At 55.2% G+C, this 25,892-nt stretch carries 22 protein-coding genes and 1 pseudogene; 10 read left to right on the forward strand and 13 right to left on the reverse strand.

Annotated features, from left to right (window positions below):
- The first annotated feature begins 114 nt into the window (after nucleotides 1–114).
- The 3 genes from ACR3FB_RS20810 (at nucleotide 115) to ACR3FB_RS20820 (ending at nucleotide 3,933) form a co-directional block, all read left to right on the forward strand.
- Nucleotides 115–783 carry a response regulator transcription factor gene (locus ACR3FB_RS20810; protein ID WP_170555744.1) on the forward strand — a complete coding sequence of 223 codons (669 nt, stop codon included), beginning with the start codon at nucleotides 115–117 and terminating at the stop codon, nucleotides 781–783.
- Nucleotides 780–2,147 (forward strand): sensor histidine kinase, encoded by a 1,368-nt coding sequence (locus ACR3FB_RS20815; RefSeq protein WP_480566857.1) that lies wholly within the window; start codon nucleotides 780–782, stop codon nucleotides 2,145–2,147. Before ACR3FB_RS20810 ends, ACR3FB_RS20815 begins: the two co-directional genes overlap by 4 nt.
- Before the next feature lie 301 nt (nucleotides 2,148–2,448).
- The gene (locus ACR3FB_RS20820) at nucleotides 2,449–3,933 is read left to right on the forward strand and encodes a BCCT family transporter (RefSeq protein WP_480566859.1); all 1,485 of its coding nucleotides are present in this window, start codon (nucleotides 2,449–2,451) and stop codon (nucleotides 3,931–3,933) included.
- Between the two features lie 236 nt (nucleotides 3,934–4,169).
- On the opposite strand, the gene ACR3FB_RS20825 is transcribed toward ACR3FB_RS20820, so the two are convergent.
- The 7 genes from ACR3FB_RS20825 to ACR3FB_RS20855 all read right to left on the reverse strand — a co-directional run bounded on the left by ACR3FB_RS20825 (nucleotide 4,170) and on the right by ACR3FB_RS20855 (nucleotide 11,713).
- Entirely contained in the window at nucleotides 4,170–4,427 is a 258-nt protein-coding gene (locus ACR3FB_RS20825; protein WP_425085489.1) for a hypothetical protein, read from the reverse strand.
- A 212-nt stretch (nucleotides 4,428–4,639) separates the two neighbouring features.
- Nucleotides 4,640–6,040, reverse strand: a complete 1,401-nt coding sequence (locus tag ACR3FB_RS20830; RefSeq protein ID WP_480566861.1) for a TRAP transporter large permease — start codon at nucleotides 6,038–6,040, stop codon at nucleotides 4,640–4,642.
- 11 nt (nucleotides 6,041–6,051) lie between these two features.
- Nucleotides 6,052–6,684 (reverse strand): TRAP transporter small permease, encoded by a 633-nt coding sequence (locus ACR3FB_RS20835; protein ID WP_170640035.1) that lies wholly within the window; start codon nucleotides 6,682–6,684, stop codon nucleotides 6,052–6,054.
- A 68-nt stretch (nucleotides 6,685–6,752) separates the two neighbouring features.
- Nucleotides 6,753–7,763 (reverse strand): TRAP transporter substrate-binding protein DctP, encoded by a 1,011-nt coding sequence (gene dctP / locus ACR3FB_RS20840; RefSeq protein WP_480566863.1) that lies wholly within the window; start codon nucleotides 7,761–7,763, stop codon nucleotides 6,753–6,755.
- A 125-nt stretch (nucleotides 7,764–7,888) separates the two neighbouring features.
- Entirely contained in the window at nucleotides 7,889–9,229 is a 1,341-nt protein-coding gene (locus tag ACR3FB_RS20845) for a sigma-54-dependent transcriptional regulator (RefSeq protein ID WP_480566865.1), read from the reverse strand.
- Nucleotides 9,226–10,956: a sensor histidine kinase gene (locus ACR3FB_RS20850; RefSeq protein WP_480566867.1), complete on the reverse strand. Its 1,731-nt coding sequence runs from the start codon at nucleotides 10,954–10,956 to the stop codon at nucleotides 9,226–9,228. The genes ACR3FB_RS20845 and ACR3FB_RS20850 overlap by 4 nt, the downstream gene beginning before the upstream one ends.
- A gap of 340 nt (nucleotides 10,957–11,296) precedes the next feature.
- Complete coding sequence (locus tag ACR3FB_RS20855; protein WP_480566868.1) at nucleotides 11,297–11,713, reverse strand: hypothetical protein; 417 nt, start codon at nucleotides 11,711–11,713, stop codon at nucleotides 11,297–11,299.
- A gap of 166 nt (nucleotides 11,714–11,879) precedes the next feature.
- Here ACR3FB_RS20855 and ACR3FB_RS20860 point away from each other — a divergent pair, with 166 nt between their 5' ends.
- A complete protein-coding gene (locus ACR3FB_RS20860; protein WP_480566870.1) occupies nucleotides 11,880–13,514 on the forward strand; it encodes a winged helix-turn-helix domain-containing tetratricopeptide repeat protein in 1,635 nt (544 codons plus the stop codon).
- 50 nt (nucleotides 13,515–13,564) lie between these two features.
- On the opposite strand, the gene ACR3FB_RS20865 is transcribed toward ACR3FB_RS20860, so the two are convergent.
- A complete protein-coding gene (locus ACR3FB_RS20865) occupies nucleotides 13,565–15,478 on the reverse strand; it encodes an adenylate/guanylate cyclase domain-containing protein (RefSeq protein WP_425085481.1) in 1,914 nt (637 codons plus the stop codon).
- A gap of 382 nt (nucleotides 15,479–15,860) precedes the next feature.
- Here ACR3FB_RS20865 and ACR3FB_RS20870 point away from each other — a divergent pair.
- Nucleotides 15,861–15,980 (forward strand): annotated as a pseudogene (locus ACR3FB_RS20870) (integrase core domain-containing protein); the annotation flags it as partial.
- Between the two features lie 37 nt (nucleotides 15,981–16,017).
- Here the strand turns inward: ACR3FB_RS20870 and ACR3FB_RS20875 are convergent.
- From ACR3FB_RS20875 to ACR3FB_RS20890, 4 genes are read right to left on the reverse strand one after another with little or no spacing between them, the layout of a single operon-like run.
- The gene (locus ACR3FB_RS20875) at nucleotides 16,018–16,800 is read right to left on the reverse strand and encodes an arginine deiminase family protein (RefSeq protein WP_480566871.1); all 783 of its coding nucleotides are present in this window, start codon (nucleotides 16,798–16,800) and stop codon (nucleotides 16,018–16,020) included.
- A 2-nt stretch (nucleotides 16,801–16,802) separates the two neighbouring features.
- Complete coding sequence (locus ACR3FB_RS20880; RefSeq protein ID WP_425085479.1) at nucleotides 16,803–18,407, reverse strand: 5-guanidino-2-oxopentanoate decarboxylase; 1,605 nt, start codon at nucleotides 18,405–18,407, stop codon at nucleotides 16,803–16,805.
- Complete coding sequence (locus ACR3FB_RS20885) at nucleotides 18,404–19,588, reverse strand: pyridoxal phosphate-dependent aminotransferase (RefSeq protein ID WP_480566872.1); 1,185 nt, start codon at nucleotides 19,586–19,588, stop codon at nucleotides 18,404–18,406. Before ACR3FB_RS20885 ends, ACR3FB_RS20880 begins: the two co-directional genes overlap by 4 nt.
- Nucleotides 19,585–20,232, reverse strand: coding sequence for a TetR/AcrR family transcriptional regulator (locus tag ACR3FB_RS20890; protein WP_480566873.1), 648 nt, complete (start codon nucleotides 20,230–20,232; stop codon nucleotides 19,585–19,587). Before ACR3FB_RS20890 ends, ACR3FB_RS20885 begins: the two co-directional genes overlap by 4 nt.
- Nucleotides 20,233–20,325: 93 nt before the next feature.
- Between ACR3FB_RS20890 and ACR3FB_RS20895 the strand changes: the two genes are divergently transcribed.
- From ACR3FB_RS20895 to ACR3FB_RS20910, 4 genes are read left to right on the forward strand one after another with little or no spacing between them, the layout of a single operon-like run.
- Complete coding sequence (locus tag ACR3FB_RS20895; protein WP_480566874.1) at nucleotides 20,326–21,123, forward strand: ABC transporter ATP-binding protein; 798 nt, start codon at nucleotides 20,326–20,328, stop codon at nucleotides 21,121–21,123.
- Nucleotides 21,124–21,161: 38 nt separating this feature from the next.
- Entirely contained in the window at nucleotides 21,162–21,926 is a 765-nt protein-coding gene (locus ACR3FB_RS20900) for a transporter substrate-binding domain-containing protein (protein ID WP_170380295.1), read from the forward strand.
- A 9-nt stretch (nucleotides 21,927–21,935) separates the two neighbouring features.
- A complete protein-coding gene (locus ACR3FB_RS20905) occupies nucleotides 21,936–22,682 on the forward strand; it encodes an ABC transporter permease subunit (RefSeq protein ID WP_170552217.1) in 747 nt (248 codons plus the stop codon).
- The gene (locus ACR3FB_RS20910; protein ID WP_170660777.1) at nucleotides 22,679–23,440 is read left to right on the forward strand and encodes an ABC transporter permease; all 762 of its coding nucleotides are present in this window, start codon (nucleotides 22,679–22,681) and stop codon (nucleotides 23,438–23,440) included. The genes ACR3FB_RS20905 and ACR3FB_RS20910 overlap by 4 nt, the downstream gene beginning before the upstream one ends.
- Before the next feature lie 487 nt (nucleotides 23,441–23,927).
- On the opposite strand, the gene ACR3FB_RS20915 is transcribed toward ACR3FB_RS20910, so the two are convergent.
- Nucleotides 23,928–24,365: a MarR family winged helix-turn-helix transcriptional regulator gene (locus ACR3FB_RS20915; RefSeq protein WP_480566875.1), complete on the reverse strand. Its 438-nt coding sequence runs from the start codon at nucleotides 24,363–24,365 to the stop codon at nucleotides 23,928–23,930.
- A gap of 136 nt (nucleotides 24,366–24,501) precedes the next feature.
- Between ACR3FB_RS20915 and hmgA the strand changes: the two genes are divergently transcribed.
- Entirely contained in the window at nucleotides 24,502–25,857 is a 1,356-nt protein-coding gene (hmgA, locus tag ACR3FB_RS20920) for a homogentisate 1,2-dioxygenase (RefSeq protein WP_480566876.1), read from the forward strand.
- Nucleotides 25,858–25,892: the final 35 nt, after the last annotated feature.

Here is a 25,892-nt window from a genome sequence, read left to right on the forward strand (position 1 = left end):
CCACGCTAGCGCCCTCTGCGCCACCGTGATCGCAAATAGAACTGTGGGGTTGATTCCCCCTCCCATCTGGCAATCATGGAGCGCCAACCTTGCGCGAAACTTGCAGGAGACTCGATGCGGATCGTCATCGTCGAAGACAACGAGACCCTCGCCAACGCTGTTGCTTATCGTCTGCGTGACCGCGGTCATGCGGCAGAAGTGCTTACGGATGGCGACGAGGCTGACTTGTATCTTGCGCAAGAGGGTGCCGACTTGGTTGTTCTGGATATCAATTTGCCCGGGCAGTCAGGACTGGAGATCCTGAAATCTCTTCGCAATCGTGGTGACGGCGTACCAGTGATCTTGCTTACGGCACGTGCCGAAACAAGCGACCGGGTTTCGGGGTTGGATATGGGCGCCGATGATTACCTGGTTAAGCCGTTCGAAATGGACGAGCTGGAAGCACGCATCCGAGCGCTTTCTCGACGCAAAGATCTCGACTACGGCGCAAAGGAGAGCATTGGTGGCCTGGAATTCGACCGCGCTGCCCGCCAGGTGAGTGTGCAGGGCAAAGTTATGGATATTCCGCGGCGGGAAATCGCGGTTCTTGAATGCCTGTTAGAGCGCAGGGGCAGAATTGTTCCCAAAAGCCAACTTACTGATTATGTCTATGGCGTCGGTGCCGATGTCGAGGCCTCGGCCGTTGAGCCCCATGTATCTCGGCTGAGAAAACGCCTTCAAGATTTGGGCATTAGAATTAAGACAGCCCGTGGTCTGGGATATCTGCTTGAGGTGCAGAAGTGATCAATCACGGCTCGCTCAGGTTAAGACTTTTCATTCTTATCCTAACCCCCTTGGTGCTAATTGCCGCTCTGCTTGGTCTTTGGCGTTTTATGATTGCGCAGAAAACGGCTCAGGAATTGTTCGACGACAGCCTCTTGTCTGCTGGCCTCGCCATATCGCGAGATGTTGCGATTTCGGGGGGTGACGCGCTGTCACCAACGACACGCAGCATGATCCGTGACGCGTCGGGCGGAGAGATTTTTTACCACGTAACGGGGCCCGGTGGCATCTATGTGACAGGCTATGCATACCCTCCGGCAGCCACCAACCCGTCTGCTCAAGAGGTTTACAAGCCGCAGTTTTTCGAAGCGCTCTACCGCCAAGAACCAGTGCGCGTTCTCAAGATGACGGAAAGAGTAACCATAGAAAATCTCATCGGAGATGCGACAGTTACAGTCTGGCAACGTATGGCGGATCGCAACGCTTTCGCAAATGAACTGTCAATCCGCGCGGGAATCCTCATGGGAATTCTGCTGGCCACTCTCGCAATTGTGGTATGGTTCGGCGTCGCGCGTGGTCTGAGGCCCTTGTTGGATTTGCAGGACGCTATTGACTTGCGTTCACCAGATGACCTCAGTGAGATCAAGCGCCCCGTCCCGATCGAAGTTCAAGGAGTTGTCAGAACCCTGAACCGACTTTTTGGACAGGTGGAAAATAGTATCAACGCCCATCAAGTGTTTATATCCGAAGCTGCACATCAGCTGAGAAATCCGGCGGCGGCCGTGCAGTCAATGGCCGAAGCGTTGCAGGACGCGCAAACGGATGACGACCGAGAAAAACGCATCACAGAACTTGTTGCGGCAGCAAAAAACTCAGCAACAGTGGCCGAACAGCTGTTGTCACTTGAGAGGCTTAGGCAGCCGACGCACCAAGACCAAATGGATAAAATTGACTTCCGCTCGGTCGTGGAAGAGGCCTGCGCGGAAATGGGCGTTCACATCCTCGCAAAGGGTATCGAATTTGATGTCACGATGCCTGAGACGGCGGTCACGGTACTCGGCGACCGTATCTTTCTGATTGAGGCTCTAAAGAACCTGTTGGACAACGCAGTCAAACACGGTGGCTCAAAGTTGAGCCAAATCTCAGTTGTGCTGCGGAGTGACGGCAAATACGTCAAGCTAACGGTGGCCGATGACGGGGCTGGCCTTTCGCCAAACCAAAGCGAAGAAGCATTCAATCGATTTTCTCAGTTAGAACATTCCGAGGGCAGCGGTTTGGGGTTGTCAATCGTCTCTGCAGTGGCGCAACGCCACGAAGGAATGGTCGAAATCAACCAAGTCGAAAGAGGCGCGAGCATTTCGCTTAAGCTTCCCATAGCCCGATGAGCAGTTTCTAGTTCCGCTCGGAACCCAAAACCAGTCAAAATCAAAGTGCGTATTTGCGATTGCAGCGAAAGCCAGCTTCTCGCCCTCAACGACGAACGCGGCGCTCAACATCTATGTCCCTGTCGCCTTTGAGCTCAAAACCGTCATCGGATGGAATTGGCTGGTCTACATGAGCCGAACGACCGTAAAGCGGGACAAAACGGCTAACTGTTCCAATCCGAAAAGAGAAGTTTCCAGCTATTAGAGCTGGATGATCGCTGCTACGATTAAGCGAAGCCATTCTTCTTCGATTGGGTAATTTATGAAAGTCAATGCGCTTTTGGTTTCGGCTCTCTTCGTCAGCAGCTGTATTGCTCTATGGGGTGTTGTCGACCCGCAAAGCTTGGGTTCCGTCTCCTCAAGAATTGTCACCATCCAGTTCGAAAGCCGAGGCTGGTTCATTATGCTCGAAGCCAGCGCACTTTTGTTGCTGGCAATTTATCTTGCAGTTTCCAAGTACGGCTCTATCCGAATTGGACCCGAAGGTTCAGAGCCCGAGTTTTCGACTAAAGCTTGGATTGCAATGCTTTTCGCCGCAGGTATGGGTGTAGGCCTTCTGTTTTTTGGCGTATCAGAGCCGCTCACCCACTTTTCGGTAATACGCGATATTTCTTCTGATCCAGAAGCCGCAAGGCTCGCCATGTTCGTCACCTATTTGAACTGGGGGTTCCACGCCTGGGCCATCTATGGCGTCGTTGCACTGATAGTTGCCTATTTTGCGTTTCGACGTGAACGTTCGTTGCTGCTAAGCGCTCCGTTGCTGGACGTGTACGGCGAGAAAACTTGGACCCGCGGGTTGGCATGGTTGTTCGATTTCTTATCGGTCGTCGCCATAGCCGTTGGCCTAGCGGGTTCGTTGGCCATGGGTGTGTTTCAAATTCAAACAGGACTGGCTGGAGTTCTTGGAATACCAAATTCTCCTTATCTGACAGCAATTATTTTTGCCGCCATGTGCGTTGCTTTCCTTGTTCCTCTGAGACGTGATCTAGGAGAAGGAATGTCAAAACTGTCCAATTTGGCCATGGCGATTGCGATCAGTCTTTTAGTTTTTTTGCTTGTCGCCGGTCCCACGTCTTTTGTGATGAATTCGATCGTCTCGGGTTTTGGACGTTATGTTTACAACGTCATACCTGCCGGATTTTCGACAACTGAGTTTTTTGATCAGAGCATTTCCACCTGGTTTCAGGACTGGACGCTCAACTACATGATCTGGTGGCTTGCGTGGTCTCCATTTGTAGGCATTTTCATTGCACGCATTTCTCGGGGGCGCACAATACGCGAGTTTCTGGCCGGGGTCATAATTGCGCCCACTCTTTTTTCGATTTTCTGGTTTGGAGTGCTCGGCGGTGTAGGTTTTTTTGATGTTTTGGATGGCAGTGGTCAACTTCTTGAGGTCAACGAAAAGAGCCTTGATGCGACGACATTCGCTCTCTTGCAACAATTTCCATTGAAGTATGTCACGCAGATCGCAACGATCACTGCCGCTTTCCTCTTTGTTGTAACGAGCGTCGTTAGCGCAGGCTTCACACTTGCAATGATTGGAACAGGCGGAGACGAAAACCCCTCGCCGAGCGTTCGAACCATCTGGGGGATGGTGCTCGGCGCACTAGGGCTAGCTATGATCCTCGTAAACGATGTTTCACTTGTCAGATCTATTATCGCACTCTCGGCCATTGCGTTTGTTTTCATCGTACCAATTCTTGTGGTCTGTCTCCTCAAGTCGCTTTCAAAAGAGGTCACCAAATGACAGGTTCGATCGTCGATACGGTTTTGAACGTATCTGTTTTTTTGTACATTGGTTTTTTGATTTGGCTCGCACTTCATCGCGTTTAACAATTTGTGCTTGAAGCGATTCTATTCTGGAGCCGATGCTCTAAAGAACTGAGTGTTTGGGCCTCTTAGCAGACATTTGGCGCACTGTGTCGATTGTTGAGGCTTTCCTAGCTAGCGCAATGGCAGTAGTGCAGAAAAAGCTAATTTTCTCTAGGGTACGACCTTTTGGAACAGAGTTGCCTCAGTCAGCGGCGTGCCGTCCTCAAAAGCACCAAGTTGGTCTAGAGCCAACTCAATAACATCCTGAAGAACCGTTAGATCAATTTCGTTCCCGTAAGTATTTATTTTCAGGTGATTTGTATCGTCGTCTCTTATCACATCTGCGATGTGCTTTTGCTTTTCGTGCCACAACTCAAGTGACTTTGTGTTTCTAGTAACGTCTCCGGCAGTTTGCCAATCAAGTTTCATCATTTTTCCAGACTATCTAACTCGTAAGGCGTCATAAGGGCTCTCTCACGTCATTTGGTCATCCGCAGCATCGATCCACCGTGGCGCTAGCGGTCCCTGCGAGGACGACCAAAACCGGACATTGAGCAAATGTCATGAATTCTGCCACGCAGCTGATTGATGCAGGTCTTAACCGCACTGGCAAACCGCGCTCCAAAATCATCCCATGTGGTTCAAACCTGTCCTGGAAGCCATAGAACGATAGCAGGGAAAGCAACGAGCATCGCTATGGTCGCAGCATCCGCCAGAAAGAAAGGCGTTACACCCTTAAAGACATCCTGCACGCTTAGGTCATCCCGCACACCAGCCACCACAAAGCAATTCAGCCCGATAGGTGGGGTGATCAGGCAAAACTCGGCCATTTTGACAACCAGAATGCCAAACCAGATGGCACACATGGGCCCGGACATACCGAAGGTGCTCTCGGCTGCACTTACGGTCTCACCACCGTTCAGAGCCATGACAGCAGGGTACACGACCGGCAACGTCAGCAGCAGCATACCTATCGCATCCATGAACATACCCAGCACCGCGTAAGCCAGAAGAATACAGATCAGGATCAGCATCGGAGACATTTCTAGCGAGGTGATCCAGTCGGAGAATGCACTTGGCAACTCGGCAAAACCAAGAAAACGAACGTAAACCAAAACGCCCCAGATGATCGTGAAAATCATGACGCTCAGCTTGGCGGTTTCCAAAAGTGCGTCTTTGAGTTCGGTCCAGCGCATGCCCCGGTACAGCGCCATCAGGAACACCACAAATGCTCCAATTGCGCCGCCTTCGGTTGGCGTGCCCCAGGCATCGCCGCCGAACGGGTTGTAGACAAAGAAGATGATGGTGACGACAACAATCACGATGGGCAATGCGGGCGGCAACGAGAGGAAACGTTCTTTCCATGTAAATCCGGTGACTGCGGGGCCAAATCCTTTGATCACGACGGCCATGCCGATGATCAGCAAGCCATAAATTACAGCCGAGAACATGCCCGGTATGAATCCGGCCAACAGCAGTTTGCCCACGTCTTGCTCGACGATAATCGCATAGATGACCAGAATGGCCGAAGGTGGAATCAGCGAGGCGAGTGTACCGCCCGCAGCGACGACACCTGCAGCAAAACGCTTGTCGTAACCGATCTTCAGCATTTCGGGGATGGCAATACGGGCGAACACAGCGGAAGTGGCGACCGAGGCCCCGGATACCGCCGCAAACCCGGCGGTTGCAAAAACGGTCGAAACCGCCAGCCCGCCGGGGACCCATGCAAGCCAACGTTTCGCGGCTTCGAACAAGGCTTTGGTCAGGCCTGCGTAGTAGGCGAGGTAGCCAATCAGGATGAAGGTCGGGATAAGGCTCAACGCCTGGCTTGAAATCTTGGAGTGCGGCACCTGCCCCGCTGTTTTGACGGCCACAGTCACAGCCTTACCGAACCGCGCCGGGTCATACCCAAACTTGGCCCAGAAGATCCAGATCAGACCAACCATGCCAGCTGTCGCGGCGGCGAAGGCCACGCGCATCCCCAGTACCACAAGAACAAGCATACCGCCCGAGACGATCAGACCAATATCAATGGGTTCCATCAGATTTAACCTCAGTTGTCGTGGCCCGAGACGTGCTCGGCTTCCATTGCAGCTTGGGTGGCTGCATCGGCTATCAGCGGGACGGCAATCGGTGCCTGATCGGGGTGACGGATTGCACGACCGTAGGCCCAAAGCTGTAGAGCAAGCCTTAGGCAAAGCACGCTAAAGGCGACGGGTGCCAACAGCTTGGCCGGCCACAGCGGGATACCGATGTCGATGGAGCTGTCGCGGCTCCAGAGTGGAGCGCCAAAGTCAAAGCTGCGTGCGAAATGCGCCCAGCTCCCCCAGATCAGCAAGACGATCAGCGCCAGAATGACAGCGGTTGTGATGAACTCAACGATATAGAGCGTCCGGCCTCTGAGCGCTCCAACAACCATGTCCATTCGGATATGACCGCCATCACGCTGCGCATAGGAAATCCCCATGAAGGCGATCAACGGCATGGCCTGCTCGATCCAGTCCACGTAACCGGGAAGCGGCGCATTGGCGAAATTCCGGCCACCAACGGAGACCACGGCCATGACCATCAGCGAGAACACTGCAAGACCGCTGATCAGAGCCAGAAAGCTCTCCAGTTTGTAGAGACGTTGATCGAGAATGCTGAGACGGCTGTCGTCAGACAGCACCTGGGATGACCCGGCCATCGTTGTACTCCGCAGTCAGGGAAAAAGGCACCCGACGCCAGCTTGGCCGACGCCGGGTTGTGAGTGGATTAGCTGCCGTTTGCGATCTTGCCAGTCACAAGGTCATAAAGCTCTTGTGCTGGCAGGCCGCGCTCGGTGTTTTCTGCAATCCAAGCCTCGGCCGCGGGGGCGGCAGCGGCTTCTTTGAACGCTGCGATTTCTTCATCGCTGAAAGTGACCCGTTCGATGCCGCGTTGATCCAACTCAGGACCCCACGCTTCCATCGTTTTGGTCTGGTAGTGGCTCACGTAATGATCCAGTGCCTCTTCCACCGATCCCAACAGCGCTTTGCGGTGTTCGTCAGATAAATCTTCCAGCGCCAGCGTGTTCACCACGACAGGGCAGTTGACGGTGCCGGGGTTGAGGTTCGTCGTCCACCACGTGCCGTTTTCAATGGTGCCGAAGGACATATGCGCGTGTGGCGCAAAGCTGACCGCTTTGACAATGCCACTATCCATTGCCTGGCGCACTTCGGACGCAGACATCGAGGTCGGGACGGCCCCAACCGTCTCCATCGCTTTACCGATGCCACCTGTCGCCCTTACGCTCAGACCTTCAAAATCGGTTAGAGATTTCGGAGCTTCACCAACACCAACAAGGTTGTACTGCGGCAGCGGCGAGGGCATCAGCAGAGTCGCGTCCCAGCGGGCCAGATCCTCAACAACGGCCGGATGTTGATAAACGGCCATCGACAGATCAACTTCTTGTTCAAGGGATGTCACGCCCAGAAACGGCAGTTCCAAGACAGTGATCGAGGGGTTCTTGTCGCGGTGATAGCCTGCGCAGAATTGGGCCATTTCAAACGCACCGATCGAAATCCCATCGAGGTTTTCTTTGTTCTTCGACAAACCGCCATAGCTGATGTTGAGTGTGAACTCACCGTCCGTCTTTTCGCTCACCAATTCGGCAAGTTTCTCGACGTGTTCGGTAAAGGCACGACGCTTGCCCCACAGGGAAACGTTCCATTCGACAGCCAGCGCTTCGGATGCAACGGTCAGTGACAGGGCGGCAATGGCCGCCCGGTTAAGATGTTTGCGCATAATGGCTCCTCCCAGATCACGCAATTCGCTTGGGTGGAGTATTCAGAATGCGCAGCAGCCTGCCTATGAAGGAAAACGCGCGAGAAATCACTGTTCCCCTGCGGATATCCGCAGAGTGGTTTCGCTTACAACAGCGCCTCTTTATCGAGACCTAGTTTGACGATCTTTTCATTAAGCGTCCGGCGGCCAATCCCTAGCGCTTCGGCGGCGGCATCCATGCGGCCTTTATGTGCCTTGATAGCTTTGCCAATGAGCTCGCGCTCAAAAGCAGCAACCGCTTCGCGCAGTGTATCCGGTACTTCGTCAAAGTGTTGATCGCTGTGTATAGCCTGCGCCATCGACCCTCCTCCACGTCGCGCCGCTAAAATGCGCCGTTCGCAGACATGGCGCAACTCACGCACATTGCCGGGCCAGTCATGGGCAAGCAGAGCGGCCAAATCGTCCTGATCAAGCTCTGGCGCGTCAATCTCATAAACCTGCGCGTATTCGCTCAAGAAATGCGTCGCCAGCAGAACCAGATCATCCCGTCTTTGCCGTAGCGGAGGTAAAGTCAGGACGACAGTATTTAGTCGAAACAATAGGTCCTGACGCAGGCGGCCTTCCTCGGCGGCCAGTACAACGTCTTCGTTGGTTGCTGACACGACCCTGAAACTTAGCGGCGCCGGCGACACAGCACCCACCTGCAGCACCTGTTGATCTTCTATGACCCTTAGTAGCTTGGCTTGCACCGCTGGTGGGCACGAGCAGATTTCATCCAGAAACAAGGTCCCACCCGATGCCGCCACCAGCCTGCCATCGGATTCACCCGCAACGCCGAACATTTCCGCTTCAAATGTTTCGGAGGACAATGCGGCGCAATTCAGCGCCAGAAACGGTGCCTCCGGCGAGCGGCCCAAATCATGTAAAGCATGGGCAACCAGCTCTTTTCCGGTGCCGGTATCCCCCTGCAACAAAACCGCAACCGACGTATCGGCAAGATCAAGTACCTCTTGTCGCAAGTCTACAATGGCGTCTGTTTGGCCCAGCAGGATACGGTCAAGGCCTGACAATTTGAAAAGTCTGTCTTTGAGGCGGGCATTGCTTTTCCGCATGCGGTTTTGCTCAGCCGCATGCCTCAGCACAGTCAACAATCGCCTAGGTTCATATGGCTTTTCGATAAACCCATACGCCCCTTCCTGTATGGCCTGAACCGCCATCGGGATGTCACCGTGCGCCGAAATCAAGACCACCGGAGGCGCCACATGCCTGTCCAGACTGGCCAGTAATTCAAGCCCCGACATACCGGGCATACGCACATCGGACAGAATGACATCAGGCGAGGTGCCAGCCAGATGTTCTGTCACCTGGGTCGCGCGCGACAGGGCACTAACAATCCAGCCTGCGGCTTCGAGCAACTCAACCAGGGATTGTCGCATCGATTTGTCATCATCAACGACCAGTACTTTGAAGGGTTGCTGCTGGGTCATTCGTCCGTTTCTTCAGTAGCTGAGGCAATCGGGAAGGTGACGCGGAAAATTGTTCCTCCGCTATCGCGGTTTCGGGCCGTCATTGTGCCATCGTGATCTTTGACAATGCTGGTGGAAATCGCCAGTCCTAAGCCCATGCCTCGCCCGCTCTCTTTTGTGGTTACAAATGGCTCTTGCAACTCAGCCAGCGTTGCCTCGCCCAATCCGTGACCGTTGTCCTGAATTTCCAACACTGCCACACCATCAGAAGCCGTGATAGAGATTTGGATTTCAGGCGCATCCGCTTCATCTGTTGCATCTATGGCATTGCGCAAAAGATTGGTGATGACCTGTTCGATCCGCAGGGCACTGCCCCGGATAAATACCGGACCGGTCGGCGCATCAACTGAGATTTTCACCCTGCCCTGCTCGATGTTTGGCGCAACCAGAGCCAAAGCGGTATTGACCGAAGTACATAAGTCTACGTCTTCGAACGCCTCATTCTCTGACCGTGCAAAGAACCGCAATTGGCGCGTGATCCCTTCCATCCTGTCTACAAGGCTTCCGATTTTTTGCGGTAGCTTGACTTCACCGGGAGATGAGATCTCTGCTGCCACCAAGTGATTGCGCATCGCAGCGATGGGCTGGCCCAGCTCATGCGTGACAGACGCGGAGAGTTGCCCTAGGGCCGCCAGTCGGCTTGCGCGCTCCAACTCGCCCTGGGTGCGTTTGAGGCTCCGCTCGGCTGTCTTGCGGTCGTCGATTTCGATTGCAAGCCTTTCATTCGCCTCGCGCAGTTTTGCTTCTTCTTCTTCGGACAGCGCCAAGGCCGCGCTTACGCGTCTCGCGCGTTGTATCTGGAAGAAGATAAACGTGAGCCCCGCCAAAAGGACAAAAATTGCAGTTACAAGCCAACTGCGCGCTACGGCCTGATCGTCACTCGCAAAGTAGTGAAGCGACCAGCCATGGGGTAGATCCTTAGCTGCAAGATGCAGGCGCTTCGTCCCCGCAATTCTGGCCTGGTCTCCCGGCAACTCAACCCAATCCAACGCATCTAAGTCTCGCCCCGGAAACTGCCTGGCATCTCGAATTCGCTCTCGCTGTGGTTCCGACAATGGCGTCAACGCACGATATTGCCAATCCGCGTTCGAAGACAGCAGAACGACGCCGTCTTCATTGGCCAAGAAAACTTGTTCACCCGAGTTTTTCCAACTGTTCTGAAGATCAGAGAAATCGATCTTAATCGCTATGACACCAGTTGAAGCTCCTCGGTCGTTCAGCACTGCATTGGCGATGAAGTATCCTGGCAGGCCAGTTGTTGCCCCGATCGCGTAAAAACGGCCTTGTTCCCCGGAAATGGCGCTTTGGAAATACGGGCGGAAAGCGTAGTTTTGGCCAACAAAGCTCCCTTTGTCGCGGTAGTTCGATGCGGAAATCGTGATCCCGTCTTCGTCCATCAGGTAGATCGCATCCAGACCGGCCTGCTCTGCAAAATCCTCGAGGCGTCGATTTAAGGTTCCGGTGCCATCGCCTTCGGCTGTTCCAATTACAAAGGAGTCTTGTGACAGCACATATGTAAGGTGGGAAAATCGTTCGAGTTCGCTGTTCACCGAGCTTTGGTAGAGAGAGAGCCGGCCCTGAGCTTTCGAAAGCTCCTCCGAAACGAAGTATTGGTAAGAAACCAAATAAAGTCCAATGCTGGAGGCAATGGCTACTAAAATACCTACAATATAAGAAGCTGATCGCATTGACTGCCCATGAACTGCGACAGCATAGGATCACAGTAGGTTTTAGCCGTCCATCCCAAGAGTTCTAATCGGACATTGGGATGCTCAGTCCTAGCAAGTATGACCGAATGGTTTGAGAACCCAAAGCAATGGGCAAACCTGCCGAAACAAATATTTGCACTCCGCAAGCAGATTTAGGCCCAAAGCTGACGCTTGAGGTGTTCGAACTATGATAAACCATATCCGTTGAATGCGGGCATTCACCGCACTTGTAGAATAGGGTCGCTATACTCGTGGCTGCCATTTTTCCTCAATCAGAAAAACGGCAAGTCCAGGGTCGGAACCAGTTTGAGATGAAAGCTCAGAGGCCGGTAGAGGGTACAAAGCTGTGCAGCTCGAAAGTTCTCTTTCCATCGGCGTTGAACTTCTGGATTGAGTCCCCGACACGCAGCACTGTCATACAGCGATAGCGCCCATTGTCAGCGGCCATGGAAACACAAACCTTATCTGTATCGGTGATGGCAAATGCGCCGGCACCGCTCCAGCCACCGTTCGCAAGCTCTCCGCCCACGACATTGTTCGGGTCATAAAAAAAGCGAAATCTCTTCTCTCCGGATGTGGCTGTGACAGTGTTTCCGATCAATAGCTCTGCGATCTGATCGGCGTTGAGGCGTTCGGCGCCGCTATTCAATGCCGCCTCAAGATCCGTTTCAGCGAATGCAGTGCTGCCCGCCAGAGCGAACGCGGCCGTTATGCAAAGTGTTTTTAGTTGTACCATGTCTTGTCTCCTTGTTGCTTTAGGGAATGCTACGGAGCGCTAACCCCTGAAAACGCTATCCCCGAAGAACGCGCCGTGCTTGATCGGAAGCTGATTTTTTCTGACATTCATCTGACAATCCGCAAACTTCGTTGAGCCAAGGACATGGCGGAGTGTAGGTTTCAGTATGTACCGTTTCTTAGAGTTCCAACTTGATCCGACACAGGGATTGAACCGCAGTGGCGAACCGGTTGCTTTGGAACCTCAGGCCCTGCAATTGCTGGAATTTCTCGTCAGGAACCGGGACAGGATTGTTAGCAAGCAAGAGATCATTGACGAGATTTGGGGCGGCGCAGCGATCACGGATGCCGCGCTGAACACGCGCATTCGATCCGCGCGCAAAGCCTTGGGCGATACTGCGGCAAGCTCAGACTACATCAAGACCTTTCCAAAGCGCGGGTTCCAATTTGTGGCCCCGGTTACATCGGATGAGCCGCCGGAGCGCACTTCCCACGCGCCCAAACGCGGCGTTCTTGTTGCGGGCGTTCTGTTGGCTTTGGCAATCGCTATGCTGTCGCTCTCCATATTTGCTGACCGGCAGCGATTGCCGGACACCGGGAAACCCTCTTTGGCCGTTGTGCAGTTTGACAATATCGGGGACGAAAGAACGGGTCAGTATTTCGTCGATGGTCTCACCGACGACCTGATCGCGCATCTGTCGCGTAACCGGGAACTCTTCGTTGTATCCAGCGCGACGATGTTCTCGTACGCTAGGGATCAGGCAACCCCGATCGAAATCGCACGCGACCTTGGGGTTGGCTATGTAGTCCGCGGCAGTGTCCGCCGCTCCGATGGTCAGATGCGCATCAGCGGAGAACTCATTGATGTCGACAGCGCCGAAACCATCTGGGCCGAGGTTTTTGATCGTCAGGTAACGGATGTCTTTGACGTTCAGGACGAGATCAGCCGGGCTATCGTGGGCCAGTTATTGCCTGAGATATATCAGTCCGGCGAAGAACGATCGCAGGAAAAACCGACCGAGGACATGGGTGCATGGGACCTATATTTACGCGGTCGGGCGCGGCAGGCCGTGTTTTCGCAAGAGGCACAGCAGGACGCGGTGACGTTTGCACAATCCGCCATCGCTGCGGACCCGGAATTCGCGGCAGCGCACAGCCTGTTGGCCCGCGCGCTGGGAACGATATTCTTCTTTCAGTGGTCAGATACGCCTCAGGACACGTTGATTGCCGCGACTGAGGCGGCCAAACGGGCAATTGAACTGGACGATCAGGACGCGCAGGCACATGCGGCTCTTGGTTATATTTACCGATTTACCGGAGAGGCCGATCCAGCCATCGCAAATCTCGAGCGCGCTGTCGCGCTCAATCCCAATGATGCGCGTATACGGCTGGAATTGGCGCATACTTATGACTGGTTCCGCATGCAGGACCACGCCCTGCCCGAGATAGAGATGGCAATCCGGCTAAGTCCACGCGATCCGATGCTGCAAAACATGTACTTCTACCAAGGGCACATACTGTTTCATCTGGATCGCTACGAAGAAGCGCTTGACGCAGCCCGGCAGTTGGGCGCGGTGGCAACAAGCAATACTTGGCGGCTGTTTCACCACCTGTTGAGCGCGGCCACTCTTGCAGAGATGGGCAGACAAGACGAAGCCCAAGAGGCCGTTAACAATGCGCTTGAGATCAACCCCAAGCTGTCAATCTCAGCGATGCGCAGGCAATTCGCAGGATCAAAAAACCACCCCGAAAACCGACGGATCTGGTTGGCAAGTTTGCAAAAGGCGGGCGTGCCCGAATAAAAATCGGTGCCAGACTTGGCACTATTCTGTGCCGTACCGCGCCCTGTCGGTCAGCCTGCACTATCCTGAAGCGGGGCAAACCGCCCCTCGGGCATGTCCACAGCTCTGTAGGCTTCGACGAAAGGCAGGATGTGTTCATCCGGGCGCGCAAAGCGCCGATACATCCAGACAACGTCAGCAATTTTTATACCCGGACGGATTTTGTTCAGCCTGTCCCGTGCGGCAATGGCGGCGTCGCGCGGACCCAGTTCAGCCAGAATTGCGACTTCGATTGAGACCGACCACCAAATGTCCGGCTGTGCCCCCTTGCGATAAGTGCTCAGCGCTGTTTCATAATCCCCGTTCAGGAAATGATACTCGGCCAGCGCCTGATACCAGTTTGGGTCTGCTGCATTTGGGTCTAGCGCGATTGCATTTTCGACGAGCGCAGCCCCCAAATCCAGACGCCCGGACCAAATGAACTCATAGCCGATCTGCCCTTGCAGATACCGATCTGTCCCCAATGTCAGCGCCGTTTCAGCAGACGAGAAGAACCCGTCGAGATCGCGTTGAATCTGAAGCACAAGCGACAGAAGGAAGTGAGCGCGGGCGGAAAGCGGGTTCAGCGACACCGCGTTCCGAGCCGCCTCTTCCGCGCGTTGGATTTTCTCATCCTGTGTCCCTGGATACAGCCCGGTGAAAAGCTTCACATCCGTTAGCAGTGCCTCGGCCAATTGCGCCCACCCGCGCCAATACTCAGGTTCGTCTTCGACAACCCGCAGGATACAGCCGCGGACGCGCTCTTGCACATTCCGTCGGTTCAGGAAACCAACGCGCAGCAGGGAACATTCATAAGACGAGAGATGTTCCGGAGGTTTCGCGCGCGCATGACCTGCGTGAATGCGCTTGATTGCTCCGCCCGCGTCACCCACAGCCGAGGCCACTTTTTCGGTGATGCTCAGCTGAACGTCCAGAATATTTAAAGTCGTGAGGCTTTCGTCATACGCTTCCGACCAGACCTGGAACCCCGAGTTTGTGTCTATCAGTCGCGCTGTCACGCGCAGACGATCTGCAACCTGCCGTACAGAACCTTCCAGCACATAGTCCGCGCCGAACTTCTGCCGGATACTACGCCGGTCACTTTCGTCCGGTCCAACGGAATGGGTGGATTGACGGGACAGTACGTTGAGGTCCTGGTAGCTCCCTAGCTCAACGATGATGTCTTCGCCAATGCCAACAGCCAATAAATCGCGGGCGTCCGTATTGCTAAGGTTTTGAAATGGCAGAACCGCAACGGTCGGACCCGTTGGCTCTGTCAACAGAGCAGCTTCATCAAAGGTCATGGCATCGGGCGGCTGGTCACCGGAATCAATCCACCACGCAATTAAGCCGACAAGCCCCAAACCAACCAGCACCGATGCTCCGGTCATCAATGGAATTTTTTTAGATCGCCGTTTGAATGCCTGCGCTCTGTCGGGCATGACGCGGAAAACTCGAACCGGTTCATAGATGTTCTTCAGGTTCTTCAGACCGAGATCCTCAAATCCGGCATCCACCTTGCCCATTGCCTGTCGTGCGACACTCTCAGAAATCGCGACGCCGCCTGGATCCGCCAAACCTTCAATGCGGGAGGCAACATTCACCCCGTCACCATAGAGGTCCCCATCAGCGATCATGACATCACCAAGGTTTATACCGATCCGAAGTTGCAACCGCGACCCGTTGTCGAGGGCCGGAGCAGCCTCAGCCATTGTCTGCTGGATCTCGACGCCACAGTTTACGGCATCGACAACCGAAGCAAACTCGACAAGAGCACCATCCCCCATCACCTTGAAGAGGCGCCCGTGATGTCTTGCAATTGCGGGATCAAAAACCTCTGAACGCAGAGTTTTGAGAGCGGACAATACCCCTGCCTCGTCGCTGCCCATCAACGACGAATACCCAACGACATCGGCAGCCATGATCGCGGCGAGTCGGCGCTGCATGGAACCCTCCTGCTCGCAGTCTAACGGATGTCACGAAATCTCGACAGTGCATGCTTTTCAACTAAAGCCCCGAGTTTGCGATACATCCAACATGATCCACAAAAGCCGATACTCTGAGTCTACGAATTCGGGCTTTTAGAAAATTACTCGATGGCAGGATAAGTGTGACCAGCGATAGACTGTCTATAACCACTTCAAAATTTTGCGCCATAGCCCCTAGTACTGCTGGCGAAAAAAGTACGGCGGAATGAATGTAGACCAGTTGAAAAACTGAAGCGGCTGAGACGCGCGAATTCTGATGTGCCGTTGGACAAACGAATCCTGACGGAAGCGATTTAGGGACACTTCTGAGACCCATTCGTCGTCGGACCTGCAGTAGCTATGTAGGCAACCAACTGAACGTTTCCGAAAAGTCATATACAGCCTACGCTAAGCTCAAATTCTCATCGAACAATGGAGGAGACCCTACAATAGAAAGCGGCCCCATTGTGGTCTGACCTAAGCGAACTCTTTCCCCATGCACGAAGGCTTTTTTGCGATCAGAATCTCAGAGACAGGCATGACATGCCGCCATCCAACTTGGCGCAATCGGTGTTGTCGATTTGGACGACCTCATACCCTGCCTTGTCCAAAACATCTGCAGTGCGGGGGAAACCGGCCGCCATGAGCACCAGATTGTTAAAACGAATTGCATTGGCGGCCGCTTCTTCGCCGTCGGCAACATGCAGAACCCGGTAGCCTTCAAAACATCCGGACGCATCCAAGCGCTTGGTTGACAGGATGGTTTCGGCATCCATCAGCGAACAATCGGTCTTGAAATGCAACACGCCTTCAGGCGTGAACACCTCGCGCACAGCATGGCCCCACTCATTGGCAATATCCGTCAGCTCGGCTACGCCTGCAGCGTCGGTTCGATCCGAGCGGCCGACCAGAATTTCCATTCCGGTCACCAGGATATCACCTCCTTCGACATGGCCGGGGCCTTTGATCTGGCGGACGTCGTCGTAGCAGGCACGGATCGTCGACGATATTTCTGCCACCTCACCCAGGCGCGAGGGCGCGCCCGGTCGCATCAGGATAGCACCTTGCGGCAGGCACAGCGCGGTGTCCTCGACGAACTGTGCGTCCGGGTACGCTTCCAGCGGGTCAAGCTCGATAATTTCCGCTCCGGTGCTTCGCAGCGCGCTGACATAGGCCGAATGCGCAGCCAGCATACCTTCGAGGCTGGGATTGCCGATATCCTCGGCACGCAAGCCGTCTGCGATGGTCGAGGCAGGCTTGCGCGTTATGGCACGGGTAAATTCAAAGGTCGGGTTTCGCATAGTCACTCCTGATCCGGGCGACGCCCGGCAGCATTAATTTCCAGAATAGAGGGGCCGTTTTGGGCATCGGCGTCTGCCAGTGCAGCGGCAACAGCTGTTGGGTCTTGGGGAACGCGTTTGTAGGGGATGCCGAACGAGGCAGCAGTGGCCGCAAAGTCAGGTGGGGTTGGGTCGCAACCGATCACCTCGACCCCCACGCCCTCCATGGACGTGGCGATTTCGCCATAGCCATGATTGTTCCAAAGAACAAAGGTAATGCGCAGGTTTTGGTCCACTGCGGCCATGATCTCGGGCAGTGAGAATTGGGCACCACCGTCCCCGGCGATGCAAATCACGGACGCCTCAGGGTCGGCAATCGCGGCACCGATGGCGGCCGGAATGCCGTAGCCAAGCGCCCCGTATCCGGTGGCCGCATTGAACCAACCACCGGGACGGTCGTGATCATAGTAGAGGTTGCCTGCATAAATCGGCTGGGTGGAATCTCCGATCATGAGCGCATTCGGGACAGCAGCGCGCATGGCTGCGAGAATCCCGACTTGAGCGCGGTAGTCCGAACCTATCTCTTCGAACGCCGCAGCGCGGGTTCTTTCAGCGCGGTCCATTCCATCTCGCTGGTTGGATTTTCCGGGCAATGCAGCCAGCAACCACGAAACAACCTGATCGGTGCGACCCTCTATGGCTATTGCGGCTTCGTGACGGGTCAATTGATCCGGGCAAATATCCACGCGTATGAGCCCTGACATAGAGGCCATATCTCCGGTGGCATACATGTCATAGTCCGTTGGGCCCAACTCGGTTCCCAAAGCGAGGACGCAATCAGCATCCTCGATCAATGCTCGGACAGATTTCAAGCTGGGACTAGCGGGAATAGTCAGTGGGTGCCCATGCATCAGCCCGCGCGCATTTACGGTTTGCACGACAGGCGCATCAAGGCGCTCTGCCAGAGTTTGTAGATCTTCTCCGGTCGTTTTCGCTCCGCCACCGGCCAAGATGACGACTTTTCGCGCGGCCGACAGCCGGGCTACGGCTTGTTGGACTAAGTCGCCGTCCAATGCCTGATGGGGATGATCTTTCGAAGCCAGGGCGCTTTCAGCCGCCAGTCCCGCTATATCCAGCGGGATTTGGATATGGGTGGGGCCTGGTCGTCCAGCGGAATAGGGTGCGAACGTGCGGTCCAATGCAGCAATCAGATCACAGGGCTGGTCCACATGTTCGGACACCAGCGCGACAGTCTTGGCGAGCGCATGTTGGTCGGGCAGTTCATGCAAGTGGCCAAGAAACTTGTTTAGCGTGCTCTTCTCGTTGACGCCGGAAACCACCAGCATCGGAACGGAATCCGCCCGGGCCTGCGCCATCGGCGTCAGCGTATTTGTCAGGCCGGGTCCTGTTATGACAAAGGCAACGCCCGGCTTGCCTGAAACACGCGCATAGCCGTCAGCCATAAAACCTGCGCCTTGCTCGTGCCTTGGGGTCACATGCTGAATGCCCGAGGCGGCAAGCCCGCGATAAAGCTCAACGGTGTGCACGCCGGGAATGCCGAACACGCAGGATACGCCCCGTTGCTTCAATTCGGCGACCAGTGCCTCGCCCACTGTTTGTTTGGTCATGCAACATTCCGTTTGCTGAGGTTTGCGTGGGCGACGATGCGGTTCAGCGCCGTCGCGAATTGGCTGTCGTCGATGGTGAGGGCGACCCGAAACCAGTCCTTGAGGCTTTCACCAAAGGCCGAGCCCGGCATCACTGAAACGCCATGCTCCAAAAGATCCCAAGCATAGGCGTCACCATCCATTCCAATGCCCGATACGTTGACCAGCGCAAACATGCCCGCATCCGGTTGGTGGACGGTCAGAGGCGTTTCACTATGAAGGCGGCGCTCCAGAACGCGAGCGCGAGCCGCAAAACGAGACGCCATGCCTGCAGCGACCGAAGATCCGTGTCGCACAGCTTTTTCAGTCATGTCTGCGATAAAGGGCTGGTTGCCAAACAGCATCGTTTCCGAGACCGGTAGTAACGCAGTACAGAACGCGGCTGGGCCAACGCACCAACCGCTGCGGAAGCCAGGGGCTGCGTGAGATTTGGAAATCGACGACACGGCGATGACCCTATCGGCCAGGTCCGGGTCCGAAAGCGGAGATACAAATTCTGCTCCTTCAAACACCAGATGCTCGTACACTTCGTCCGAGATGATCCAGAGGTCGTGCTTGATCGCAAGTTCGCCAATTTTCCGCACATCTTCAGCGGTCAGGATCGCGCCTGTCGGATTATGCGGAGTCGTCAGAAGTATAGCGCGGCTGCGCGGGGTGATGCGCTCGGCAATATCTTCGGCCTGCAACCGAAAACCGTTTTCAGGGCGGAGCGGCACCGGCACGGGTTCGGCTCCTGATGCGCGGATCACGCCCTCGTACGTGGCATACATCGGATCACCGACCAACACTTCCGAACCTTCTTCGGCGACGCCTTGCATCACCGTATAAAGCGCGGTCTGCGTGCCGGGAAAACAAAGAAAATTCTCCGGCAAAAACTGCCGGCCGCGGCTTTTGGTATACGACTCTGCCAAGGCTGCGCAAAGCCCGGCCTCTCCGCGGCCGTTGGAATAGCCGGTACGGCCAGACTTCAACGCCACGGCAGCGGCGTCGCATAGCTCTGGAGGCGTTGGCACGTCCGGCTCGCCGATTGTCATTTCCACCAGATCGGCGCCTGCCTCAACCATTGCGCGCGCCTTCAAGTGTACTTCCCACTTGCCACCACCCAATCCGGCCAGCCGGTCAGTAATTGCTGTCAACCTCATAGGGGCTCGCTCTCCTGCGTTAGATCCAAATCGATAATGGCGGAAACGGATTGCAGCCCGATTTCAACCAGTTCACCATGCTCAAAGGCATCGGGCAAGGCGCCGCCTTCCAGCCACAGACCGTCGATGACCGCGTTGCAAGCGATAGCCAGCTGCCGCAATTGGGCAGGCGATGCCGAGCGGTTCGCTTCTTTCAGCGAGGCCGCGATCAACCCTTCAAGCTGGTCCCGAAAATAGCCGTATGTTCGTTCGTGGGTCGCCTTCATTTGCTGGTCCTGCTGAACTTTGTTCAAAAAACTGGCCCAAAGAGCGATAGCACGGGGGTCGACAACCGGGGGCGTCAACGACGCCTTCACGAAAGCTGCCAACTTGGCTTGGGCGCTAGCTTCGACTTGGCTCGCGGGTGCGAATGTCTGATCTGTCATCGAGTTCATGTGGTGCTCATACGCCGCGACGATCAACTCCTCCTTGGAGTTGAAATAATGACGGATGAGCCCCTGCGTTACATCTGCGCGGTCTGCGATTCCCCGCACTGTGGCGCCGCGGACGCCCTGCTCCGCCACCAAATCAAGCGTCGCGAGAATCAGTGCGTGCTGTCTGGCTTCGGCCGACTCACGCTTAAATTTCTTGCGGTCTTCGCTCACGATTGGTCCTTTTTTGCGGATGCCGTAATTATACACTTGCATAATTACTATGCTCACGGCTTACTGCAATCAGAAAGTTGGGGTCAAAGAAAAATGGACACAGCCGCCGCTGACGCAGTCGCTGAACGACCGGATACGCGCCGAGAGGCGATCCGCGTTGAAGACTTGCATAAGTCTTTTGGAAATCTCGAGGTGCTAAAAGGCGTAGACCTCACTGCACACCAGGGCGATGTCGTAGCGATCATTGGTGGCTCGGGGTCTGGCAAGTCGACCATGCTGCGATGCATCAATTTCCTTGAAACACCGACCTCCGGCAAAATCGTAATCGGAGGCGAGGAAGTGGCCATGCGGGCGGATGGCAGCCCGGCCAGCCAAAAGCAGATAGAGCGCATTCGGACAAAGCTGGCGATGGTGTTCCAGCAATTCAACCTGTGGACCCACCGCACTCTTCTTGAGAATGTAATCGAGGTTCCGGTACATGTGTTGAAGGAGCCCAAACCCGAGGCGATCGAACGCGCGCGCGAATTGCTGGTCAGGGTTGGCCTGGGCGGCAAAGAGGACACCTTCCCAGCATATTTATCCGGGGGCCAACAGCAGAGGGCCGCTATTGCTCGGGCATTGGCGGTTGATCCTTCAGCCATGCTCTTTGACGAGCCAACATCCGCACTGGATCCGGAACTCGTGGGCGAAGTGCTGACGGTGATCCGTGATCTGGCTGCCGAAGGGCGAACCATGTTATTGGTTACTCATGAGATGAAGTTCGCGCGTGAAGTGGCGAACCATGTCGTCTACCTCTACCAGGGGCGCATTGAAGAGCAGGGACCACCTGCCGACCTCTTTGGAAATCCACAATCAGAACGGCTGAAGCAATTCCTCAGATCCGTCGGATAGCATCAAAACACCAAATAAAACCAACCGGGAGACTCCTAATGAAACTGAAAGCACTTCTGACTGCAGCAACAGCCGCAGCCGTTCTAACTGCAGGCGCGGCCGCAGCTGAACAAGTTAAGATCGGTATCGCCGCAGAACCCTATCCCCCATTTGCGTCACCCGACAGCTCGGGCAATTGGGTCGGATGGGAGATCGAGGTGATCAATGCCGTCTGCGCCGCAGCCGAGCTTGACTGTGTAATCACCCCTGTCGCCTGGGACGGTATCATTCCGTCGCTGACCGGCCAGCAGATCGACGCGATCATGGCGTCGATGTCGATCACCGAAGAGCGTCTGAAAACCATCGACTTCAGTGATGCGTATTACAACACACCCGCAGTGATTGTGGCGGACAAGTCGATGGACATCGAACCCACCGCAGAGTCCCTTGCTGGCAAGATCATCGGGATCCAAGCCTCGACCATCCACCAGGCCTATGCGCAGGAGTACTTCAAGGATTCAGAGCTGAAAGTCTATCAGACTCAGGATGAGGCCAACCAAGACCTTTTCGCGGGTCGCATCGATGCTACTCAGGCGGACAGCATTGCCATGGCGGATTTTGTGAATTCGGACAATGGCAGCTGTTGCGAGATCAAAGGCGCTGTCGCGGATGATCCGGCAATCTTGGGCCGTGGCGTCGGTGCCGGTGTGCGCAAGGGTGACACCGAACTTCTTGAAGCGCTAAACAAAGGGATCGCTGCGATCTTGGCGGATGGGACCCACGAGAAAATCACCTCGGGTTATTTCACCACCAGCATCTACTAAGGCGTTGCTGTGACCGGACTGTTAGAGACACTGGGCCTTGGCACCAGCATGGAGTTGCTGTCGCTGTCTAGTTGGGGTGGCAACCTGTTGCGCGGGCTTGCCAATTCCCTGCAAATCGCCTTCGGCGCATTTGGAATGGGGCTGGTTATCGGGCTGTTCGGGGCCTACGGAAAACTCTACGGCGGGAAGGTCACGCGTGACCTTCTTGCCATCTACACAACAGTGATCAGGGCTGTACCCGAATTGGTGCTGATCCTGATCCTGTATTATGTCGGCAGTGATATCATCAACAAGATCTCTGAGGCGGTCGGAGGCGGCCGGGTTGAGATCAACGGTGTAGCCGCCGGTATTTGGGTGCTGGGCGTTGTACAAGGGGCCTATGCCACCGAGGTTCTGCGAGGTGCCATAAAGGCGGTGCCCGTCGGGCAGATCGAGGCGGCGAAGTCCTATGGAATGCCCGCTTTCATGATCATGCGTCGGGTGACCATACCGGCAATGATGGGATTTGCGGTGCCCGGGCTGGCCAATCTGTGGCTTATCGCCACCAAAGACACGGCCTTGCTTGCTGTCGTCGGGTTCAGTGAGTTGACGCTGGAAACACGCCAAGCGGCTAGCAGTACCCGTGCTTATTTCACCTTCTTTTTGGCTGCAGGTTTCTTGTACCTTATGGTGACCCTTTTCTCAGGGGTCGTTTTTGCCCGCATCGAGAAATGGGCGCGGCGTGGTCAACCTTCGTTGAAGGGTGGCTCGGCATGATCACTGTAAAAGCTCTTATGCAACCGCACCGTATCGTCATGATGTTGCTGTTTGCAGCATTGGTGATCTGGTGTGCGTTCTCGTTGCGTTGGGATTGGATTCCAAAATATGCCCCTTTGGCGTTGCAAGGTCTCTGGACCACAATCTGGCTCTTGGTGGTCACAACCGTATTAGGCTTTCTAATGGCTGTGCCTCTAGGATTGGCGCAGGCAGTGGGTCCGTGGTACTTGGCTACGCCCGCCCGGGTTTTCTGCACGATTATTCGAGGCACACCGCTGTTGTTGCAGATCTGGTTGCTATACTACGGGCTTGGTTCGTTATTTCCGCAGTTTCCCTGGATACGGTCGTCTGAGCTTTGGCCTTACCTGCGTCAGGCTTGGCCCTACGCCGTCCTGGCACTGACACTGTCCTTTGCGGGATATGAAGGCGAGGTCATGCGAGGCGCGTTTTCCGGTGTGGCAAAAGGCCAGCTGGAGGCAGCAAAGTCTTTCGGGATGCCACGTTTCACGATGTTCCGCCGGATCTGGCTACCCCAAGCCGTACGCAATGTTCTACCTACCTTGGGCGGAGAAACCATCTTGCAGCTCAAAGCAACGCCACTCGTAGCAACGATCACAGTGGTCGAGATATATGCGGTTTCGTCCCGGGTTCGAGCAGACACATTTGTGGTCTACGAGCCCCTGTTGTTGTTGGCTTTGGTTTACATGGCCATCGCCGGTTTAATTGCCTTGGCCTTCCGACGATTTGAGGGAGTTTGAAGTATTGGCATCAATGCTTACGTATGGTCGATAAGTACATTATCGTCAATGCTGGAAGGAATTGAAGTCGCGAAACTGCTCAGAAAGGGCCAACTCACGCCCGGACTATGATGGTCCCGTCAATTTGCCGAACTGGCTGCTTAACCCGCTAGCCCGATGTGACCTCTTCGATCAGCAACAAACTTCGCAACAAAATCAGCGGTCATCGCCAGCGCAAGCTGGTTGGCTTATCTCAGTGATCGCGTCTATGCAGTATTGATCTGGCTCAGTCCCAAAATCAACATGCTATGTCGGTTTTAGTCGCTCAAATAAATGTCGCTTTCGAAATGCTCCAAGCATCAGGTCAAGCAGGCGGTAAGCTTCATCGGAAAGTATGAAGAGGTCCTGTTAGCGAACGCACGCCAACGCTGCTTTCCCGGGTGTGACCAAGAGCAATCCGAACGCGATAGCTCGCTGATGAGCGCCAAGAGTTGTGGAGTTTTACCATTCATTCTTCCCACAGCAGATCGAGGGCGGCATTCAGCGCTTCCTCAGACTCACCAAGTTTGGTTTCCAGGCTGGATTGAAACGACAGTGCGATAGGGACCAATTGGCCGAGAAGATAAGCGCCTTTTTCCGTCAGGTCGAATTTGACCAGCCGTCTGTCGGCAGGGTCTTCAACCTTGGTGATCAGTCCGCGGGATTCAAGCCGTGCGGCCGCCCGACTGACCTTTGACTTCTCTAGACTGACTCGTTTTTCAATGTCCCGAACCGACGGGTTTTCAGCATATCCAACGTTCACAAGGACGCGCCATTCGGGGTTCGAAACGCCAAACTCATGTTTATACTGCTGCGCCATTTCGGCGCTCAGTCGCGCGGCCAGCACCGTAAGCCGGTATGGCAAGAACCCTTCCAAATCGAACTCGGGCAAGTTTTTGGTGCTCATGCAGCGATTTCCCTTCGGCGTTATTGAATTCAGATTTTCATTGCATCTGCAACAACAACATTGACACCGTTGCAAATGCAACAAATATTTACTGCGAACCCAAAGTCTTGCCGAATCGAATGAGCAGGAGATCCAGATGAATGCACACGTTGAACATAGCGGATTGACCGTTGCTGAAGATGGGAACACCATTTCTAAGGGTTACATGCCCGGTTGGGCCAACGATTTTGAGACCGAGGCTCTACCTGGCGCGTTGCCGCAGGGCATGAACAGCCCGCAGCGCTGCAACTACGGCCTCTATGGCGAACAGCTCAGCGGCACGGCCTTCACCGCCAACCCGCCCGAGCGGACGTGGTGCTATCGCATTCGCCCGTCAGTCAAGCATTCGCATCGCTATGAGAAAATTGACCTGCCCTACTGGAAGTCCGCGCCCTGTATCGACCCGGATGTGATCAGCCTGGGCCAGTATCGTTGGGACCCGGTTCCGCATTCTGACGCCCCTTTGACCTGGTTGACCGGCATGCGCACCATGACGACGGCGGGGGATGTGAACACGCAGGTCGGCATGGCCAGCCATGTCTACCTGGTCACCGACTCGATGGTGGATGACTATTTCTTCTCGGCCGATTCCGAGCTTCTGGTGGTTCCGCAAGACGGTCGTCTGCGCTTTGTGACCGAGCTGGGGATCATAGATCTGGAGCCACAGGAAATCGCGATCCTGCCACGCGGATTGCTCTACCGTGTTGAAGTGCTGGAAGGTCCAGCCCGGGGCTTTGTCTGTGAGAATTACGGGCAGAAATTCGAACTGCCAGGGCGTGGCCCGATTGGCGCCAATTGCATGGCCAATCCGCGCGACTTCAAAGCGCCCGTCGCGGCGTTCGAGGACCGAGAGGTGCCCTCTACCGTGACAATCAAATGGTGTGGGCAGTTCCACGTCACTCAGATCGGTCACAGCCCGCTGGACGTGGTGGCCTGGCACGGTAACTATGCGCCCTACAAATACGACCTGCGCACCTACTGCCCGGTCGGCGCGATCCTGTTTGACCACCCGGATCCGTCGATTTTCACCGTCCTGACGGCCCCTTCGGGCCAGCCCGGCACGGCCAATATCGACTTTGTCCTGTTCCGCGAGCGTTGGATGGTGGCCGAAGACACCTTCCGCCCGCCGTGGTACCACAAGAACATCATGTCCGAGCTGATGGGCAATATCTACGGCCAGTATGACGCCAAACCGCAGGGCTTTGTTCCGGGCGGCATGAGCCTGCACAACATGATGATCCCGCATGGTCCGGATCGCGAAGCGTTCGAAAAAGCCTCAAACGCAAATCTGGGGCCGGACAAGCTGGACCACACGATGTCCTTCATGTTCGAAACCCGCTTCCCGCAACATCTGACCGCCTTTGCCGCGACCGAGGCACCCTTGCAGGACGACTATATTGACTGCTGGGCGGACATCGAAAAGAAATTCGACGGCACGCCCGGCAAAAAGTGAAACAACTAATCCGCTCGTGACAAAGTCTGGATACA

Source organism: Ruegeria sp. AO1, assembly GCF_056535985.1.

Bases quoted from the DNA above. Each gene is read 5' to 3' on its own strand.
- ACR3FB_RS20810 (WP_170555744.1), top strand. From the start codon at position 115: ATGCGGATCGTCATCGTCGAAGACAACGAGACCCTCGCCAACGCTGTT.
- ACR3FB_RS20820 (WP_480566859.1), top strand. From the start codon at position 2,449: ATGAAAGTCAATGCGCTTTTGGTTTCGGCTCTCTTCGTCAGCAGCTGT.
- ACR3FB_RS20825 (WP_425085489.1), bottom strand. From the start codon at position 4,427: ATGAAACTTGATTGGCAAACTGCCGGAGACGTTACTAGAAACACAAAG.
- ACR3FB_RS20830 (WP_480566861.1), bottom strand. From the start codon at position 6,040: ATGGAACCCATTGATATTGGTCTGATCGTCTCGGGCGGTATGCTTGTT.
- ACR3FB_RS20835 (WP_170640035.1), bottom strand. From the start codon at position 6,684: ATGGCCGGGTCATCCCAGGTGCTGTCTGACGACAGCCGTCTCAGCATT.
- dctP (WP_480566863.1), bottom strand. From the start codon at position 7,763: ATGCGCAAACATCTTAACCGGGCGGCCATTGCCGCCCTGTCACTGACC.
- ACR3FB_RS20845 (WP_480566865.1), bottom strand. From the start codon at position 9,229: ATGACCCAGCAGCAACCCTTCAAAGTACTGGTCGTTGATGATGACAAA.
- ACR3FB_RS20850 (WP_480566867.1), bottom strand. From the start codon at position 10,956: ATGCGATCAGCTTCTTATATTGTAGGTATTTTAGTAGCCATTGCCTCC.
- ACR3FB_RS20855 (WP_480566868.1), bottom strand. From the start codon at position 11,713: ATGGTACAACTAAAAACACTTTGCATAACGGCCGCGTTCGCTCTGGCG.
- ACR3FB_RS20860 (WP_480566870.1), top strand. From the start codon at position 11,880: ATGTACCGTTTCTTAGAGTTCCAACTTGATCCGACACAGGGATTGAAC.
- ACR3FB_RS20865 (WP_425085481.1), bottom strand. From the start codon at position 15,478: ATGCAGCGCCGACTCGCCGCGATCATGGCTGCCGATGTCGTTGGGTAT.
- ACR3FB_RS20875 (WP_480566871.1), bottom strand. From the start codon at position 16,800: ATGCGAAACCCGACCTTTGAATTTACCCGTGCCATAACGCGCAAGCCT.
- ACR3FB_RS20880 (WP_425085479.1), bottom strand. From the start codon at position 18,407: ATGACCAAACAAACAGTGGGCGAGGCACTGGTCGCCGAATTGAAGCAA.
- ACR3FB_RS20885 (WP_480566872.1), bottom strand. From the start codon at position 19,588: ATGAGGTTGACAGCAATTACTGACCGGCTGGCCGGATTGGGTGGTGGC.
- ACR3FB_RS20895 (WP_480566874.1), top strand. From the start codon at position 20,326: ATGGACACAGCCGCCGCTGACGCAGTCGCTGAACGACCGGATACGCGC.
- ACR3FB_RS20900 (WP_170380295.1), top strand. From the start codon at position 21,162: ATGAAACTGAAAGCACTTCTGACTGCAGCAACAGCCGCAGCCGTTCTA.
- ACR3FB_RS20910 (WP_170660777.1), top strand. From the start codon at position 22,679: ATGATCACTGTAAAAGCTCTTATGCAACCGCACCGTATCGTCATGATG.
- ACR3FB_RS20915 (WP_480566875.1), bottom strand. From the start codon at position 24,365: ATGAGCACCAAAAACTTGCCCGAGTTCGATTTGGAAGGGTTCTTGCCA.
- hmgA (WP_480566876.1), top strand. From the start codon at position 24,502: ATGAATGCACACGTTGAACATAGCGGATTGACCGTTGCTGAAGATGGG.